Origin of the sequence: Robertmurraya sp. DFI.2.37 (genome assembly GCF_029211245.1) — a bacterium.
Lineage (GTDB): Bacteria > Bacillota > Bacilli > Bacillales > Cytobacillaceae > Robertmurraya > Robertmurraya methanolica_A.
Genome location: NZ_JARGEJ010000001.1, coordinates 70,386 through 87,764, shown reverse-complemented (window position 1 = coordinate 87,764; position 17,379 = coordinate 70,386). Strand labels below are relative to the sequence as shown.

Below are 17,379 nucleotides of genomic sequence, written 5' to 3'. Positions count from 1 at the left end.
GCTAGCAAGGTAAAAATAAATAACTGAATTATGGAGGGGAAGCATGTCAATTAAATTAATTAACATCGGTTTTGGAAATATTGTTTCTGCAAACCGAATCATTTCGATAGTTAGTCCAGAATCAGCTCCGATTAAAAGGATTATTCAGGATGCAAGAGACAGAGGTGTGCTCATTGATGCCACTTATGGAAGAAGGACTCGAGCTGTTATTGTGATGGATAGTGACCATGTGATACTTTCAGCTGTTCAACCCGAAACGGTAGCAGCCCGACTGAATGATCGTGATGAAATTATGGATGAAGGGTAGGTACATTTCATGCAAGAAAAGGGGTTATTAATTGTCTTATCTGGACCCTCTGGAGTCGGGAAAGGTACCGTTAGAAAGGAAATTTTTTCGCAAGAGGATACAGCTTTTGAATATTCCATCTCCATGACAACTCGTGCACCTCGACAAGGAGAAGTCAATGGTGTCGATTATTTTTTCAAAACAAGAGAGGAATTTGAGGCCCTTATTAAGCAAGGGAAACTGCTAGAATATGCAGAATTTGTTGGCAATTATTATGGAACACCAGTCGACTATGTTCAAGAAACTTTGAATAAAGGAAAAGATGTTTTCCTTGAAATAGAGGTTGAAGGAGCGAAACAAGTTCGAGAGAAATTTCCTGATGGCCTATTTATTTTTCTTGTTCCTCCCAGCCTTTCAGAGTTGAAAAACCGCATCGTTACTAGAGGAACTGAGTCTGAAGAAGTGATCAACAATCGAATGAATGCGGCTAAAGAAGAAATTGAAATGATGCATTTATATGATTATGTCGTAGAAAATGATAAAGTAGAGAATGCCGTAGAGAAAATTAAAGCGATTGTGATTGCTGAGCATCTCCGAAGAGAACGTGTGGAGCCCAAATATAAAAGAATGTTGGAGGTAAATTAAATATGCTATACCCATCAATTGACTCATTATTAACAAAAATCGACTCTAAGTACTCATTGGTTTCAGTGGCAGCAAAACGTGCTCGTCGCCTACAACAGGACGCCCAACCGTATTTAACAAAATACGTTTCTCATAAATCTGTTGGTAAAGCGTTAGAAGAAATTCATGCTGATCAGCTGACATTTCGAGTTGTCGATCAAGAAGAAACGGCCACTAACTAGTATTTTGCCGTACAATTTTACTCATCTGAAGGTGGGTAAAACGCCAAATATTTAAAACAACCTAGAGATAGGTTGTTTTTTATTTCAGGATGATGTTGTTCAATGGGAAACCTGCTTTGAGAGACAAATGACCATTGTCAAATCAGGTTTTTAAGGAATATCTTTGCTAAAAGATGCAATAAAACGACAATTCTTGCATAATGAAAGAAAGAGATCTGTGACGGAGGAAGGAAAAATGTTGAATGGAAAAAAAGTTTTGCTTTGCGTAACGGGCGGAATAGCAGTCTATAAAGCGGCTGCGTTAACGAGCAAGCTCACGCAAGCTGGTGCAGAAGTGAAGGTAATCCTTAGTGAGTCAGCAGCGAAGTTTGTCACTCCTTTGACCTTTCAAGCTTTATCAAGAAATGATGTGTATATAGATACATTTGATGAAAAGGATTCTAAAGTGATCGCTCATATTGATTTAGCAGACTGGGCCGATTTGGTTTTAATTGCCCCAGCAACTGCGAATATTATCGGAAAAATAGCCAATGGCATTGCTGATAATATGATTTCGACAACGCTTTTAGCGGCAACTTCTCCAGTGTGGGTCGCCCCTGCGATGAATGTCCATATGTATGAGCATCCTGCTGTTCAAAAAAATATCGAAACACTTCATCGCTTTGGTTATCAATTTATTGAACCGAATGAGGGCTATTTAGCTTGTGGCTATGTCGGTAGAGGTCGCTTAGAAGAACCGGAAAAAATTGTTGAGTTAATCACTGCTTTTTTTAAGCCGCAGCCATCCATTTTAAGTGGAAAAAAAATAGTGGTTACAGCCGGTCCAACTCGTGAAAAAATTGATCCAGTGCGATATATTACAAACCATTCTAGCGGAAAAATGGGGTATGCAATTGCAGAGGAAGCTGTTCGTTTTGGTGCAGAAGTAGTCTTAATTTCTGGACCTGTTTCTCTACAAGTGCCAAAGGGTGTACGGTTTATCTCTGTTGAGAGTGCTGAAGATATGTTTAATGCTGTTATGGGAGAGTACAGCTCAACAGATATTGTTATTAAAACGGCTGCAGTTGCTGATTACCGGCCGAAAATAGCTTACGATGATAAGGTTAAAAAGAAAGACGGGGCAGAAGTGCTTGAATTAGAAAGAACAAAGGATATCCTGCAGCAATTAGGCAACGAGAAAAAGGATCAAATTCTCATCGGCTTTGCAGCGGAAACTAATCGTGTCGAGGAATATGCCCGGGCAAAGCTAGAAAAGAAAAACGCGGATATGATCGTTGCGAATAATGTGAAGGAACGAGGAGCTGGTTTCGCTACAGACACGAATATCGTGACCATTTACAAGAAGGACGGTTCAAGTTTAGAGCTCCCAATCCTGTCAAAGCAGGAGGTTGCTAGAAAAATTTTAGTAGAGGCGGCTAAAATTTTAGAGGTGGCGACAAAAAATGATTGCTAAAGTAATAGTCGATGTTCCAGCTAAGCAGACGGATCGTCCCTTTGACTATAAAATTCCAGCTGCTTTCGAAAATGTGATTAAACCAGGGATGCGTGTTGTCGTTCCTTTTGGCCCGAGAACGCTTCAAGGGTTTGTTGTGGAAGTTCAAGAAAAGTCGGCTTTTTCTAAGTTAAAGGAAATTGTCGAGCCGATGGATCTGGCCCCTGTGTTAAACCAGGAATTGCTTAGTCTTGGTGAATGGTTAACAGAGGAGACCCTTTCTTACAAAATATCTGCATTTCAAGTGATGCTTCCAGCTGCTTTGAAAGCAAAATATGAAAAAAAGATTAGGAGGATTGCACCGTTAGAAAACTTGCCAACGAAACTGCAGCCACTTTTCCAAGAGAGTGACACGATTTTGTGGAACGATGCGGATGCTTTTTTTAGTATATTGCAAAGAGAAGCAGCCAATGGATCTATAGAAGTCATATATGAAGTGAAGGAACGCGTGAAAAAGAAAAAGGTAAAATATCTTTCACCATTATTGGATAAAGTGGCACTCGAACAGGCGAAAGCAAGCTTGGTTACCACTGCGGAAAAACAGAGGCAAATCATTGATTTCTTTATTGAAAAACATGAGCCTGTTCAACTTAGGGAAATTCTCTCCCTTTTCAACGTTTCTGCATCAACGGTTAAAAGTCTTATAAAAAAAGGGATTTTGCAAGAAAAGGAAATGGAAGTGTATCGAGATCCGTTTGAAGATCGCGTATTTGCAAAAACGGAGCCTTTTCCATTGACGAAGGAACAAGAAAAAGCAATCTCTCCCATTCTAGCAACGGTTGAAGAGGAACGTCAGCAGGTTTTTTTATTATATGGGGTTACTGGGAGTGGAAAAACGGAAATCTATCTCCAATCCATTCAACGGGTTCTGGAGAAAGGGAAGGAAGCGATCGTGCTCGTTCCTGAGATTTCTTTAACACCGCAAATGGTCAAAAGGTTTAAAGGTCGCTTTGGTGATGAAGTAGCAGTTCTTCATAGTGGATTATCGTCAGGGGAAAAATATGATGAATGGCGTAGAATCGAGCGAAAAGAAGTAAAGGTCGTCGTCGGAGCGCGCTCAGCCATTTTCGCTCCATTTGAAAATTTAGGCATCATTATAATCGATGAGGAACATGAAACAAGCTATAAACAGGAGGATAATCCCCGGTATCATGCTAGAGATGTAGCTATTAAAAGGTCGCAATTTTATCAATGTCCCGTTATTTTAGGAAGTGCAACTCCAACATTAGAAACGTTTGCTCGGGCGCAAAAGGGAGTTTACAAGCTGCTAACATTGTCTAATCGGATGAATAATCAATCGCTTCCCTCTGTTCAGATTGTCGATATGAGAGAAGAGCTCCGAGACGGAAATCGTTCTATGTTTTCGAGAGCATTGATCGAGGGCTTAAAGGAACGACTTGAAAAAAAAGAGCAGATCGTGTTGTTTTTAAATAAACGCGGACACTCATCTTTCGTTATGTGTCGCGATTGTGGTTATGTGGCAAATTGCCCTAATTGTGATATATCCTTGACATATCATCGCTATAGTCAGCAGATGAAGTGCCATTATTGCGGTTATGAAGCTTCTGTACCGAACCGATGTCCAGAATGTGATAGCGAACATATTCGCTATTTTGGAACAGGTACACAAAAAGTAGAAGAAGAATTAGGGAAAATTCTCCCAGAAGCAAAAGTGATTAGAATGGATGTGGATACAACAAGCCGTAAGGGGGCACATGAGCGCTTGTTAACAGAATTTGAGGAAGGGAAAGCTGATATTTTACTTGGTACGCAGATGATCGCCAAAGGGCTTGATTTTCCCAACATTACCTTAGTTGGTGTTCTTTCGGCAGACACAATGCTGCACTTGCCTGATTTTCGTTCCTCTGAAAAAACGTTTCAGCTGTTAACACAGGTGAGTGGAAGAGCTGGGAGACATTTGCTACCAGGTGAAGTCATCATTCAAACTTATACGCCAGAGCATTATAGTATTGAGCTGGCAGCAGAACAAAATTATGATCGTTTTTTTGAACGGGAAATGACGGTTCGCAAGGCTCGTCAATATCCACCTTATTATTATATTGCACTTATCACTGTTTCCCATGAAAATGTAGCAATGGTGGCATCGGTAACCGATAAAATAGCGAAGTTTGTACAATCAAAGCTATCGAATGAAGCGCATGTTCTCGGCCCTGTTGTTTCCCCTATTTCACGGATCAAAAATAGATATCGCTACCAATGTTTGATAAAATACAAACGTGAACCACAATTAAACAATGCATTAAAAACGATTCTTGACCATTATCAACAGGATATCGCCTCGAAGGGATTACAAATTTCCATTGATGTTAATCCCTATATATTAATGTAGAGGAATATCAGGAATCATTCAAGAAGGTTTAAATCTTGGTCTTAATTTTACGATGGATTGAAGGCAAAAAATAATTTTATTAAAGCATTGCTATAATAAAAAGGTTTATGGAGGAAATGATTTGACTGTAAAAGCAATTGTGACATATCCTGCTGAAATATTAGAGCAGGTTTGTGAGCCAGTAAAGACATTTGATAAAAAATTAGCAAAGCTCTTAACTGATATGTATGAAACGATGATCGAATTTGATGGTGTTGGTCTTGCCGCACCGCAAATAGGTGTGAACAAGCAGATCGCAATCGTTGATATAGATGATGAGTCAGGCACAATTGAACTGATTAATCCGGAAATTCTAGAAACGTCCGGAGAACAAAATGGAATCGAAGGCTGTTTGAGCTTTCCGGGACTATATGGAGAAGTGTTGCGACCATATTATGTGAAAATAAAGGCATATGATCGCAAAGGCAAGCCATTTATCATGGAAGCGGAAGATTATTTAGCTCGTGCCATTCAACATGAAATTGACCATCTTCATGGGATTTTATTCACATCAAAGGTCAGCAAATATTTAGATGAAGAAGAGTTAGAGGAAGTGGAGCAAAATGACTAAAGTCGTATTTATGGGAACGCCTGATTTTTCTGTACCTGTATTACAGCAAATTATCGAAGATGGCTATGAAGTAGTCGGAGTAGTCACGCAACCAGACCGTCCTGTGGGGCGTAAAAAGCTATTGACGCCGCCACCAGTAAAAGTAGAAGCGGAGAAACATGGTATTCCTGTCCATCAGCCGGAAAAAATCCGTCAACCAGAAGCGCTGGAACCAATTTTGGCTCTTCAGCCCGACTTAATTATAACAGCGGCCTTTGGTCAGATTTTACCGAAGTCCTTACTGGAGGCACCGAAGTTTGGCTGTATTAATGTTCATGCTTCTCTTTTACCTGAATTACGGGGAGGAGCCCCGATGCATTACGCAATCGTCGAAGGAAAAGAGAAAACGGGTATTACGATTATGTATATGGTGGAAAAACTTGATGCAGGAGATATGCTTACACAGGTGGAAGTACCGATCACTGAAACGGATACGGTCGGCTCGTTGCACGATAAACTAAGTGCTGCAGGAGCGAAGCTGCTATCTGAGACATTGCCCAAACTTTTAAAAGGGGAATTGCAAGCCGTTCCGCAAAACGAAGCATTGGCTACTTTTGCTTATACGATTAAACGTGAGCAAGAGAAGATTGATTGGTCAAAAACGGGAGAAGCTATTTATAACCATGTGAGAGGATTTAATCCTTGGCCAGTTGCTTATACGACGCACGAAGGCGCAGTAATGAAAATTTGGTGGGTCGAAAAATACGCAATCGCCTCAGAGCAACAGTCAGGAGAAATTATTGCCATTGAAGAGGATGGTTTTGTTGTTGCAACGGGGAATAAAACAGCTGTGAAAATTATCGAACTCCAGCCTTCTGGAAAAAAACGTATGAAAGCTAGCGATTTTTTAAGAGGAGCAAAGCTAGCGGTTGGAGACAGATTAGGAGAATAGAATGGGTCAGCAAAACAATGTTAGAGAAGGTGCACTTAGAATATTAGATCAGATTGAAAAAAATCAATCGTATAGTAACCTTCTGTTAAATAGCGAGATTAAGAAAAATCAGATTAACCCAAAAGATATAGGATTATTAACAGAGTTGGTCTATGGTACATTACAGCGCAGAATGACACTGGATTACTACATGGAGCCATTTTTAAAAAAAGCACATAAACTCGAACCATGGGTAAAGCAATTGCTAAGATTGACGATTTATCAAATGATTTACTTAGATAAAATACCTGATCGAGCTGCTATTTTTGAAGCTGTTGAAATTGCTAAAAAGCGTGGACATAAAGGGATTGCTAGTATGGTCAATGGGGTTTTAAGGACGATCCAACGCGAGGGTGTTCCTAGTTTGGAAGAGATAAGTGATCCTACCCATCGCCTTTCAATTAGTACAAGTCATCCGCTCTGGCTCGTTAAAAGGTGGGTCAAACAATTAGGTTATGAGCAGGCGAAGGAAATGTGCGAACTTAATTTAACGGCGCCTTTGCAAACAGCTCGAATTAATACGACAAAAACAAATTGGGAAGCATGTTTTAAAATGCTTGAGGAAGAGGGCTATCAAGTTGAAAGAAGCTCTGTCATTCCAGAAGCAATCAGGTGTTTAAAAGGGAACTTAGCTAACTCAATGCCCTTCAAGGAAGGATTGCTGACCATTCAGGATGAGAGCTCGATGATTGTCGCCTATGCATTAGGAGTAAAACAAGATGAGATAGTATTGGATGCTTGTGCAGCACCTGGTGGAAAGACAACACATATCGCGGAGAAGCTTGAACAAACAGGGCGAGTCATCTCATTAGATCTTCATGAACATAAAGTAAAACTGATTGCGCAAAACGCCAAACGGCTTGGATTGGAAAATATTGAAACAAAGGCTTTGGACAGTCGTAAAGCAGGAGAACACTTCCCTGAAGAAAGCTTTGACCGCATTCTCCTTGATGCTCCATGCTCAGGTTTTGGCGTAATGAGGAGAAAACCGGATATGAAGTACACAAAAAACGAACAAGATGTTCAACACCTTCAACGGATTCAACTCGAGCTTCTGAATTCTGTTGCTCCATTGTTGAAAAAAGGTGGTATTCTTGTTTATAGTACATGTACAGTTGATGATGCAGAAAACGCCTCTGTCATCGAGAAGTTTTTAAATGAGAATAAAAAATTTAGTGGTGATCATACATTGGCAGAGCGACTTCCTAAAGCGATTAAAGCGCTTTGTGATCGGTTTTCAATACAAATTTTGCCGCAGGATTTTGGGTCGGATGGATTTTATATTGCAGCACTCAAGAAGACTGAATGAAAGATAACCGTTTATGAATCGCGATAAACAGATACAATGTTGATGTATAGGCAAAGAAAGAAGGTGTAGGAAGTGGAACAAACAACAAGAGTGAAGAAACAAACAACCGAGCAGAAACCATCCATTTATTCCTTACAGTTACATGAATTGAAAGAATGGTTAGTGGAACGCAACGAAAAGGGATTTAGAGGAGAACAAATTTTTGACTGGCTTTATACAAAAAGAATCACGACCTTTGAGGACATGACGAATCTTTCAAAAGGTTTACGGGAAAAACTTGCTGAGCATTTCACGATCACAACATTAAATACATTGATTCAGCAAACATCTTCAGATGGAACGATTAAATTTTTGTTTGAGCTTCATGATGGATATTCAATTGAGACGGTCCTCATGCGCCATGAATATGGTAATTCAGTTTGTGTTACGACACAGGTCGGATGTCGGATTGGTTGTACATTTTGCGCCTCAACTTTAGGTGGATTAAAAAGAAATCTCGAAGCGGGTGAAATAGTTTCCCAAGTGGTAAAGGTGCAACAGGCTCTTGACGAAACGGATGAGCGCGTCAGCTCTGTTGTCATTATGGGAATTGGTGAACCGTTTGATAATTTTGATTCGATGATGTCCTTTTTAAAGATTATCAACCATGACAAAGGTTTGAACATTGGTGCTCGCCATATAACGGTTTCAACAAGTGGAATTATTCCTAAGATCTATAAATTTGCAGACGAAAACTTACAAATCAATTTCGCCATTTCCCTTCATGCCCCAAATACGGAGATTAGAAGTAGGTTAATGCCGATAAACCGTGCTTATAAGCTGCCGGAATTGATGGAAGCTGTTAAGTATTATATTAACAAAACAGGTCGCAGGGTCAGCTTCGAATATGGATTATTCGGTGGCGTAAATGACCAAGTGGAGCATGCGGAAGAGCTCGCAAAACTGATTAAAGGAATCAAATGTCATGTCAATTTAATTCCAGTAAATTATGTGCCTGAAAGAGATTATGTAAGAACTCCAAAGGAACAAATTTTCTTATTTGAAAAAACATTAAAGCAGCATGGTGTCAACGTAACGATAAGAAGAGAACAAGGACATGATATTGATGCTGCATGTGGACAACTACGTGCAAAGGAGCGAAAAGAGGAGACGAGGTGACTGGTAAAGTGAAGTCCATTTTTATGACTGACAAAGGGAGAGTGCGCCAGAATAATGAGGATAACGGCGGGGTGTTTGAAAATAAGAATGGTCAGCACCTCGCTATTGTTGCTGATGGGATGGGTGGTCATCGCGCTGGTGATGTAGCAAGCGAACTCGCCGTTACATCCCTACAAGCTTTATGGGAACAGGCGGAAGAAATCGCAACAGCCGATCAAGCTGAAAACTGGTTAAGTACTAATATTGTAGAAGTTAATAACAAAATTTTCGAGCATGCACAGGCGAATAAAGAATGCGACGGAATGGGAACTACAATTGAGGCTGTCATTGTAACGGAGCTTTTCACAACGATTGCCCATGTTGGTGATAGTCGCAGCTACATATTAAATTCGAGTGGTTTTCAGCAATTGACTGAAGACCATACACTAGTAAATGAGCTGGTTCGGACAGGACAAATTTCTGAAGAGGATGCAGAGCATCATCCAAGAAAGAACGTGATCTTACGTGCCCTTGGAACAGAATTAGATGTAAAAATTGATCTTAAAACAATTATGTTTGAAGAAGAGGATTATCTCTTATTATGTTCTGACGGACTTTCCAATAAAGTGAGCAACGATGAGATGAAGCGCATATTGAAGGGCGTGGAATCGATAGAAGAAAAAGCAACTACGCTCGTCAACCTTGCTAATGAAAACGGTGGCGAAGACAATATCACCCTAGTCATTTTAGAATTTGATCAAGGTCATGAAAGAGGGTGATGTAAATGTTAATCGGTAAAAGAATAAGTGGCCGTTATAAGATCCTCGATATGATCGGTGGAGGAGGAATGGCGAATGTTTATTTAGCCCATGACATGATTCTCGATCGGGATGTTGCCGTGAAAGTACTCAGACTTGATTTTTCTAATGATGAGGAGTTTATTCGCCGGTTTCATCGTGAGGCCCAATCTGCAACAAGCTTAGCACATCCTAATATTGTGAATATTTACGATGTAGGCGAAGAAGATTCAATATACTATATCGTGATGGAATACGTGGATGGACAGACATTAAAGCAATATATTCAGCAGCACTCTCCGGTAAGAGTGGAGACGGCACTGGATATTATGCAGCAACTCACTTCGGCCATTTCTCACGCCCACCAAAATCATATTATCCACCGTGATATTAAGCCGCACAATATTTTAATTGATCGGGAAGGGAATGTGAAGATTACTGACTTCGGGATTGCGATGGCCTTAAGTGCGACAAGTATTACACAGACTAATTCCGTTTTAGGCTCGGTTCATTATTTATCGCCGGAACAAGCGCGCGGCGGGATGGCGAATAAAAAATCGGATGTTTATTCCCTTGGAATCGTATTATTTGAACTGTTAACGGGAAGGTTGCCATTTTCAGGAGAGTCAGCCGTTTCTATAGCTTTAAAGCATCTTCAGTCAGAGACACCATCGATACGACGCTGGTATCCATCGATCCCGCAAAGCGTTGAAAATATTGTTCTAAAAGCAACTGCGAAAGACCCTTTTCATCGTTACGATAGTGCGGAAGATATGGAGCAAGATTTAAGGACAGCACTCGATCCTGCACGGATGAATGAGGAGCGCTTTACGATCCCTGAGGATAATGATGCGACGAAAGCTATTCCCATTATTACAAATGATCGTCCGTACGGTAATTTGGATGAAACGATTATTCATGGCAAAGAAACTGCCAAGGCTGATCCTGCGTTAGAGCAAGATGAACCAGCTGAAAAGAAGGCGAAGAAGAAAGAAAAACAGAAAAAGCGGAAGAAATGGCCCATCATTTTAGTTTCTGTGTTTGTTGTGCTTATTATACTGTTTATTTCAGCGGTAACAATTCTTCCTGATCTGTTGGCACCTGACGAAATTGAGGTTCCTGATGTAGCGACGATGGAATTAGAAGAGGCAAGGGCGGAGCTTGAAAAGGTTGGCTTCGTGGTCGGTGAAACGATTGAATTGCCAGATGAAGAAATTGAAGAAGGGCATGTAATTAAGACAGATCCGAAGGCTGGTCAATTACAGAAAGAAGGAACCACGATTGATATTTATGTGAGCACTGGAAAGGAAAAAGTCGAATTATTAGATTATCGTGGCCGAGCTATTGAAGATGTTTTGCAACTGTTGGAGGATCAAAACTTCAAGGACATTATTCCGACTGAAGTACATGATGATGAAGTACCTGCGGGTATTATTATTGAGCAATCGTTTACGCCAGGGGACGAAGTTGTACCAGAGGAGACAATCCTTGAATTTATTGTGAGTAAAGGGCCTGAAATGGTTAGCTTAAAAGATCTATCGGGCTATAATGCCAAAGGCTTGGAGGAGTATGCAGCTTCAGTCGGCTTGGTTGTTGATATTACACGGGAAGAGTTTCATGATTCGGTCGCTGAAGGACTCGTCATTTCACAAAATCCGAGAGCGGGTACGGAACTGAAAAAAGGCGACAAAGTTTCAGTAACAATTTCGAAAGGGAAGAGAGAAATTCCACCGAAGGATGTTGTTGAAGAAGTATCAATTCCATATGAGCCAACTGAAGAGGGTGAACCACAGACAGTACAAATATTTGTGGAGGATATGATCAATAGCAGTACAGTACCGTATGATTCGTTTGAAATTATGGAACCTCGAACGATAAAAATTACTTTAAAAGTTGCCCATGATCGGAAAGCAGGCTACAAGGTAATTGTTGATGGCCGAGTCATCATTGACAAATCCGTACCGTATCCACAGGAGTAAACAAGGGGACAATTCCCCTTGTTTACTCGACTGGTATTTCTTAAATGAGAAGGAAGAGATTCCTGCCTGACTTAAGAATATTTTTTAATAAAGGAGTGTATTTATGCCTGAGGGCAAAATTATTAAAGCGTTAGCAGGGTTTTATTATGTTTTAACAGATGAAAAAAAAGTCATTCAATGCAGAGGGCGTGGTGTATTTCGCAAGAAAAAGGTGAGCCCTCTTGTTGGTGATGAAGTTCTATTTCAAGCAGATAATGATCAGGAAGGGTATATTCTAGAAATTAAAGAACGAAAAAACGAACTCGTTCGACCGCCGATCGCCAATGTCGATCAAGCTATTTTAATTTTTTCTGCAGTTGAGCCTGACTTTAGTACGGCTCTGCTCGATCGTTTCCTTGTCCTCATTGAATTTAATCGAATCCGTCCGATTATTTGTGTTTCGAAAATGGATTTGATCAATGAAAAGGAAAAAGAAAGAATCTTGAAATATGGCAAGGACTATGAAAAATCTGGCTATCATGTCCTGTTTACCTCTTCAGCTACGGAGGACGGGGTGGAGAAATTGCTGCCCTTATTAGAGGGTGAAATTTCCGTCTTTGCCGGCCAATCTGGAGTGGGGAAGTCTTCTCTATTAAATGTTTTGAAGCCTGATCTTAAATTGGAGACAAATGATATTTCAACCCATTTGGGACGTGGTAAACATACAACAAGGCATGTGGAGTTAATTGAAATTGGTGCTGGCTTAGTTGCAGATACTCCTGGATTTAGTTCATTGGAATTTATGGAGCTAGAAATAGAAGATTTAAATTATTGTTTTCCAGAGATAGAGAAGGCAAGTGAATCTTGTAAGTTTAGAGGCTGTATGCATATGCAAGAACCGAAATGCGCCGTCAAAGCAGCGGTTGAATCCGGTGATATTCCTGAATACCGTTATGAGCATTACAAGCAGTTTTTGCAAGAAATAAAAGAGAGAAAGCCGAGGTATTAGCAATGGTGAAAATTGCACCTTCGATTTTATCCGCAGATTTTTCCAAACTAGGAGAAGAGATTAAAGATGTAGAACAAGGTGGGGCAGACTATATCCATGTTGATGTTATGGATGGTCATTTTGTACCTAACATCACAATTGGCCCTTTGATTGTAGAAGCGATAAGACCTGTCACTAGTCTTCCGTTAGATGTCCATCTAATGATTGAAAACCCTGATCAATATGTAGAGGCGTTTGCAAGAGCTGGAGCAGACTTTCTGACGGTTCATGTAGAAGCATCAAGGCATCTCCACCGCACTATCCAAAATATCAAGTCTTGCGGTGTTAAAGCTGGAGTAGTTTTAAATCCAGCTACATCGATTGAAACGATTAAACCGATTATTGACGATGTGGACATGGTCCTGTTAATGACAGTTAACCCTGGCTTTGGCGGTCAAAAGTTCATCCATTCCGTTTTGCCAAAAATCAAAGAAGTGAAGGATTTGGTGCAATCAAGAGGTTTAAAAACTGAAATAGAAGTTGATGGTGGAGTAAATGAGGAGACTGCGAAATTATGCATTGAGGCGGGGGCGAACGTACTCGTTGCAGGATCAGCGATCTATAATAAATCGGATCGAAAGCAAGCAATTGAAGTGTTACGAGGATAAAGTCAGCTGCAGCATAGCTGACTTTTTTCGTAATGTGGTTACATAATTAAGCAGGGGGGTGGAGAAATGTACATCAATATTGTAGCAGGTGGACCAGCAGAGCATGTGCCTGATCTTGCAGAATTTAACGATAATTGCACCTGGATTGGGGTAGATAGGGGTGTATTGCTTCTCATAAGCCATGGAATTGAGCCGGCCTATGCTTTTGGCGATTTTGATTCAGTAACGGATGAAGAATGGGCGCTGATCCGTTCAAGAGTAAAAAATATCGAAGCGTTTAGAGCGGAAAAGGACGAGCCCGATATGGAACTCGCCGTGAATTGGGCACTTGAACAGAGCGCAGAAAAGATTCGCATTTTTGCCGGTACGGGAGGAAGGCTTGATCATTTTTTAGGCAATGTGCAATTATTGTTAAGACCTATACTAAACCGTGTTAACGCGACTATCGAAATAATTGATAAAAAAAATATTATATTTGCCAAAGGACCTGGAAGTTATCGCATAGAAAAAGATGAACAGAAAAAATACATTTCTTTTATTCCGTATTCTAGCGCAGTGTCTGGCCTCACGCTCACTGGATTTAAATATCCGTTAAATGATCGGCATATTCCGTTAACTTCTACACTATGTATTAGTAATGAACTTATTGGTGATAATGGTACTTTTTCTTTTACGAAGGGCATATTATTGGTGATAAGAAGCAATGATTAACTAATTTTTTTTGTAAGAATATAATAGTAATGCATTACTTAGGAATATGCTGTATGCGTGAGATGGTAAGGAGGGACATGATGAAATTTTATACAATTAAACTTCCGAAATTTCTTGGTGGTATTGTCCGGGCCATGTTGGGAACATTCAAAAAGGGCTAATGTAGCTCATCTTTAAAAGTAAATGATGCGCACCTCATTAAAATGAAATGAGATGTCAGACTATAGACAAACTTGAGAGAGCAAGTTTGTCTATAGTCTTTTTCTTTTATCATGGCGATGACTTATGATGAATGTTTGCACAGTAATATGGTTTAATAAATCTTTTAGAAAACAATCCTTGCTCTTCGTCTCTGTTTTAAAACATATCTTTCCCTTTGTTTTGTAAAGCAAGAAATAGGATAAACTATGGAAGAAATGTAGGGGGAGTGAAAAAAAGAAAAGAGCATCTACGAGGATGCTCCCATTCTTCTTATACACGTTCAACTTTACCTGATTTAAGTGCTCTTGCAGAAACCCAAACACGCTTAGGCTTACCGTTTACAAGAATACGTACTTTTTGAAGGTTTGCTCCCCATGTCCGCTTGTTAGCGTTCATAGCGTGAGAACGTGCATTACCTGAAGTTGTTTTTTTACCAGTGATTACACATTTACGTGGCATATTTATTTCCCCCCTTACTTATGAAAGGCGTATCATTTCAACCTATACATCCTGCGCAATGAATCTTGCCGTTTTTAATTTAATGCGAAAAATTACAAAACATTTTTCGACCATTAAAAGATACTTTAATAATTTATCATACAAACATTCGGAATGCAATAGGGATATAAAAGAGTTTCAAGATTATTACCTTGACAGGTAATTTGATTAATAAAATCAGCGGAAGAAGTTGATGCTGATTCATCCGACCTTTTTACGAAGAGTTTTCTGCAGACTTTCAAATTTGAAATCATTATAGTAAAATGACTGTAGTTGCATTAAATTGCAAAAGTAAGTTCATGTTTTGCGATTAAGTGAAATATGTTGAAATCAACGAAGTTGAATGAGTTTACCGAATTCGAAGTCATAAAAGCATTCAATACGGATTAATTTCCAAAGGGGGAAGACCTGTGTCCATTGAATTGAAAACGAGCTACGGACAAATTGATATCTCGAATGATGTGATCGCTACAATTGCAGGTGGAGCGGCAGTTGACTGTTATGGTATAGTAGGAATGGCGTCAAAACATCAAATAAAAGATGGATTAACGGATATACTGCGTAGGGAAAATTTCACACGTGGTGTCATCGTGCGCCAAGAAAATGATGATGTGCATATTGACATGTATATTATCGTTAGTTATGGAACGAAAATTTCCGAGGTAGCCCACAATGTTCAGTCTAAAGTAAGATATATATTGGACAAGACAGTCGGACTTAGTGTGGAATCGGTAAATATATTTGTTCAGGGCGTTCGTGTTACGAACCCGTAGTGAGGAGGAAGTTTAGTGTCTATGAAAACTTTAGACGGAAAACGTTTTGCAGAAATGGTAGCCGTAGGGGCGAACCACTTGTCCACAAATGCTAAATATGTGGATGCATTAAACGTTTTTCCTGTTCCAGATGGAGATACTGGAACGAATATGAACTTATCGATGACTTCTGGTGCGAAAGAAGTTAGAAATAATGTTCAGGACCATATCGGTCGTGTTGGTCTTGCTCTATCCAAAGGTCTCCTAATGGGAGCTCGAGGTAACTCAGGGGTTATTCTATCCCAATTATTTCGCGGGTTCTCAAAATATATTGAGCAAAAAAGTGAAATAAACGCTTCCGAGTTTGCCCAAGCGTTTGAAGCAGGGGTACAAACTGCTTACAAAGCAGTTATGAAGCCTGTTGAAGGTACCATTCTTACCGTCGCTAAGGATGCAGCAAAACGGGCAGTTGAAGCGGCAGAAAAAAGCGATGATATTGTGAAAATTATGGAAGCGGTTGTTAAAGAAGCAAAAGCATCATTAAAAAGAACACCAGATTTGCTCCCAGTTCTTAAAGAAGTAGGGGTAGTCGATAGTGGTGGTCAAGGTCTTGTTTTTGTTTATGAAGGTTTCTTGGCGAATTTAAAAGGGGAACAATTGTCAGATAATCCATCTGACCTACCAAATATGGAAGAGCTTGTTAGCGCAGAGCATCATATGAGCGTACAAGGTCATATTAATACAGAGGATATAGAATTTGGATATTGTACAGAGTTCATGGTGAAATTTGAACCTGAAAAGCTTTCTCATAATCCTTTTTCTGAGGAAAATTTCCGTCAGGATTTAAGTGAATATGGAGATTCCCTTCTAGTAATAGCAGATGAAAACGTCGTAAAAGTACATATTCACTCAGAGCAACCGGGAACTGTTTTATCATACGGTCAAAAGTATGGAAGCTTAATCAATATGAAAATTGAAAATATGCGTGAACAGCATACAAATATTGTTGGTGAGCAGCATAGAACAGAGGTCCCACCTAAGCGTAAGGAAAAGCTCGAGTACGGGATCGTAACGGTTTCAATGGGCAGCGGCATAGCGGAGTTATTTAGAAGTATCGGTGCTCATGCTGTAATTGAAAGCGGACAAACAATGAATCCAAGTACAGAGGACATTGTAAAGGCGATCAAAGAGATCCATGCGGAAAAAATTATCATTTTGCCTAATAATAAAAATATTATTATGGCTGCTGAGCAGGCAGCTGAGGTTTCTGAAGAAGATGTCATTGTCGTTCCATCAAAGACAGTTCCACAGGGCTTAGCAGCGCTTCTTGCCTTTAATCCAACAGCGGATCTTGAAGCAAATAAAGATGGAATGTCAGAGGCATTAGCTCATGTGAAAACTGGACAAATCACCTATGCTGTACGTGATACGAATATCGATGGCATTGAAATTGCTAAAGATGACTACATGGGGATTGCCGATGGTAAAATTATCTTGAAGGACAAAGACAGAGCGAAGGCTGCCATTGAATTATTAAAGAATATGCTCGATGAAGACTCTGAAATTTTAACTGTTCTAAAAGGTGAAGATGCAACAGAGGAAGATGTCCAAGTAGTGACAGATTTCGTTGCGCAACAATTTGAAAATGTTGAAATTGAAGTGCATGATGGAAAGCAACCATTGTACGCATTTATTTTCTCCATTGAGTAAATATGAGCCAATGTTACTTCAATCACCTTCTAAATACTTACAAAAAGCATGGCTAATTTAGTCATGCTTTTGTGAT

General features: G+C 39.8%; 18 protein-coding genes. 17 read left to right on the top strand and 1 reads right to left on the bottom strand.

The window, feature by feature from the left end; all coding sequences use genetic code 11:
* The first annotated feature begins 43 nt into the window (after positions 1–43).
* The 15 genes from remA (at position 44) to spoVM (ending at position 14,303) form a co-directional block, all read left to right on the top strand.
* Positions 44–307: an extracellular matrix/biofilm regulator RemA gene (remA, locus tag PZE06_RS00455; protein WP_095307958.1), complete on the top strand. Its 264-nt coding sequence runs from the start codon at positions 44–46 to the stop codon at positions 305–307.
* Positions 308–316: 9 nt separating this feature from the next.
* Entirely contained in the window at positions 317–931 is a 615-nt protein-coding gene (gmk, locus tag PZE06_RS00450; RefSeq protein ID WP_150913390.1) for a guanylate kinase, read from the top strand.
* Between the two features lie 2 nt (positions 932–933).
* Positions 934–1,152 carry a DNA-directed RNA polymerase subunit omega gene (rpoZ, locus tag PZE06_RS00445; RefSeq protein ID WP_150913392.1) on the top strand — a complete coding sequence of 73 codons (219 nt, stop codon included), beginning with the start codon at positions 934–936 and terminating at the stop codon, positions 1,150–1,152.
* Positions 1,153–1,387: 235 nt separating this feature from the next.
* The gene (gene coaBC, locus PZE06_RS00440; RefSeq protein ID WP_150913394.1) at positions 1,388–2,605 is read left to right on the top strand and encodes a bifunctional phosphopantothenoylcysteine decarboxylase/phosphopantothenate--cysteine ligase CoaBC; all 1,218 of its coding nucleotides are present in this window, start codon (positions 1,388–1,390) and stop codon (positions 2,603–2,605) included.
* A complete protein-coding gene (priA, locus tag PZE06_RS00435; RefSeq protein WP_150913396.1) occupies positions 2,595–4,994 on the top strand; it encodes a primosomal protein N' in 2,400 nt (799 codons plus the stop codon). Before coaBC ends, priA begins: the two co-directional genes overlap by 11 nt.
* 121 nt (positions 4,995–5,115) lie before the next feature.
* Complete coding sequence (def, locus tag PZE06_RS00430) at positions 5,116–5,604, top strand: peptide deformylase (protein ID WP_150913398.1); 489 nt, start codon at positions 5,116–5,118, stop codon at positions 5,602–5,604.
* Positions 5,597–6,535, top strand: coding sequence for a methionyl-tRNA formyltransferase (fmt, locus tag PZE06_RS00425; RefSeq protein ID WP_150913400.1), 939 nt, complete (start codon positions 5,597–5,599; stop codon positions 6,533–6,535). The genes def and fmt overlap by 8 nt, the downstream gene beginning before the upstream one ends.
* 1 nt (position 6,536) lies before the next feature.
* Entirely contained in the window at positions 6,537–7,883 is a 1,347-nt protein-coding gene (gene rsmB, locus PZE06_RS00420) for a 16S rRNA (cytosine(967)-C(5))-methyltransferase RsmB (protein WP_150913402.1), read from the top strand.
* Between the two features lie 72 nt (positions 7,884–7,955).
* Positions 7,956–9,041, top strand: a complete 1,086-nt coding sequence (gene rlmN / locus PZE06_RS00415; RefSeq protein ID WP_150913404.1) for a dual-specificity RNA methyltransferase RlmN — start codon at positions 7,956–7,958, stop codon at positions 9,039–9,041.
* Between the two features lie 8 nt (positions 9,042–9,049).
* On the top strand, positions 9,050–9,799 hold the full coding sequence (locus PZE06_RS00410) for a Stp1/IreP family PP2C-type Ser/Thr phosphatase (protein WP_150913556.1): 750 nt from the start codon (positions 9,050–9,052) through the stop codon (positions 9,797–9,799).
* Positions 9,800–9,804: 5 nt separating this feature from the next.
* Entirely contained in the window at positions 9,805–11,796 is a 1,992-nt protein-coding gene (gene pknB / locus PZE06_RS00405) for a Stk1 family PASTA domain-containing Ser/Thr kinase (RefSeq protein WP_150913406.1), read from the top strand.
* A gap of 103 nt (positions 11,797–11,899) precedes the next feature.
* A complete protein-coding gene (rsgA, locus tag PZE06_RS00400) occupies positions 11,900–12,784 on the top strand; it encodes a ribosome small subunit-dependent GTPase A (RefSeq protein ID WP_150913408.1) in 885 nt (294 codons plus the stop codon).
* A gap of 2 nt (positions 12,785–12,786) precedes the next feature.
* Complete coding sequence (rpe, locus tag PZE06_RS00395) at positions 12,787–13,431, top strand: ribulose-phosphate 3-epimerase (protein ID WP_150913416.1); 645 nt, start codon at positions 12,787–12,789, stop codon at positions 13,429–13,431.
* A 66-nt stretch (positions 13,432–13,497) separates the two neighbouring features.
* The gene (locus tag PZE06_RS00390; protein ID WP_150913418.1) at positions 13,498–14,142 is read left to right on the top strand and encodes a thiamine diphosphokinase; all 645 of its coding nucleotides are present in this window, start codon (positions 13,498–13,500) and stop codon (positions 14,140–14,142) included.
* Between the two features lie 80 nt (positions 14,143–14,222).
* Positions 14,223–14,303 carry a stage V sporulation protein SpoVM gene (gene spoVM / locus PZE06_RS00385; RefSeq protein ID WP_017551496.1) on the top strand — a complete coding sequence of 27 codons (81 nt, stop codon included), beginning with the start codon at positions 14,223–14,225 and terminating at the stop codon, positions 14,301–14,303.
* 310 nt (positions 14,304–14,613) lie between these two features.
* On the opposite strand, the gene rpmB is transcribed toward spoVM, so the two are convergent.
* Entirely contained in the window at positions 14,614–14,802 is a 189-nt protein-coding gene (gene rpmB / locus PZE06_RS00380) for a 50S ribosomal protein L28 (protein ID WP_095307982.1), read from the bottom strand.
* Between the two features lie 449 nt (positions 14,803–15,251).
* On the opposite strand from rpmB, the gene PZE06_RS00375 reads away from it, so the two are divergent.
* Positions 15,252–15,614 carry an Asp23/Gls24 family envelope stress response protein gene (locus PZE06_RS00375; RefSeq protein WP_150913420.1) on the top strand — a complete coding sequence of 121 codons (363 nt, stop codon included), beginning with the start codon at positions 15,252–15,254 and terminating at the stop codon, positions 15,612–15,614.
* Between the two features lie 15 nt (positions 15,615–15,629).
* Entirely contained in the window at positions 15,630–17,303 is a 1,674-nt protein-coding gene (locus PZE06_RS00370) for a DAK2 domain-containing protein (RefSeq protein WP_150913422.1), read from the top strand.
* Positions 17,304–17,379: the final 76 nt, after the last annotated feature.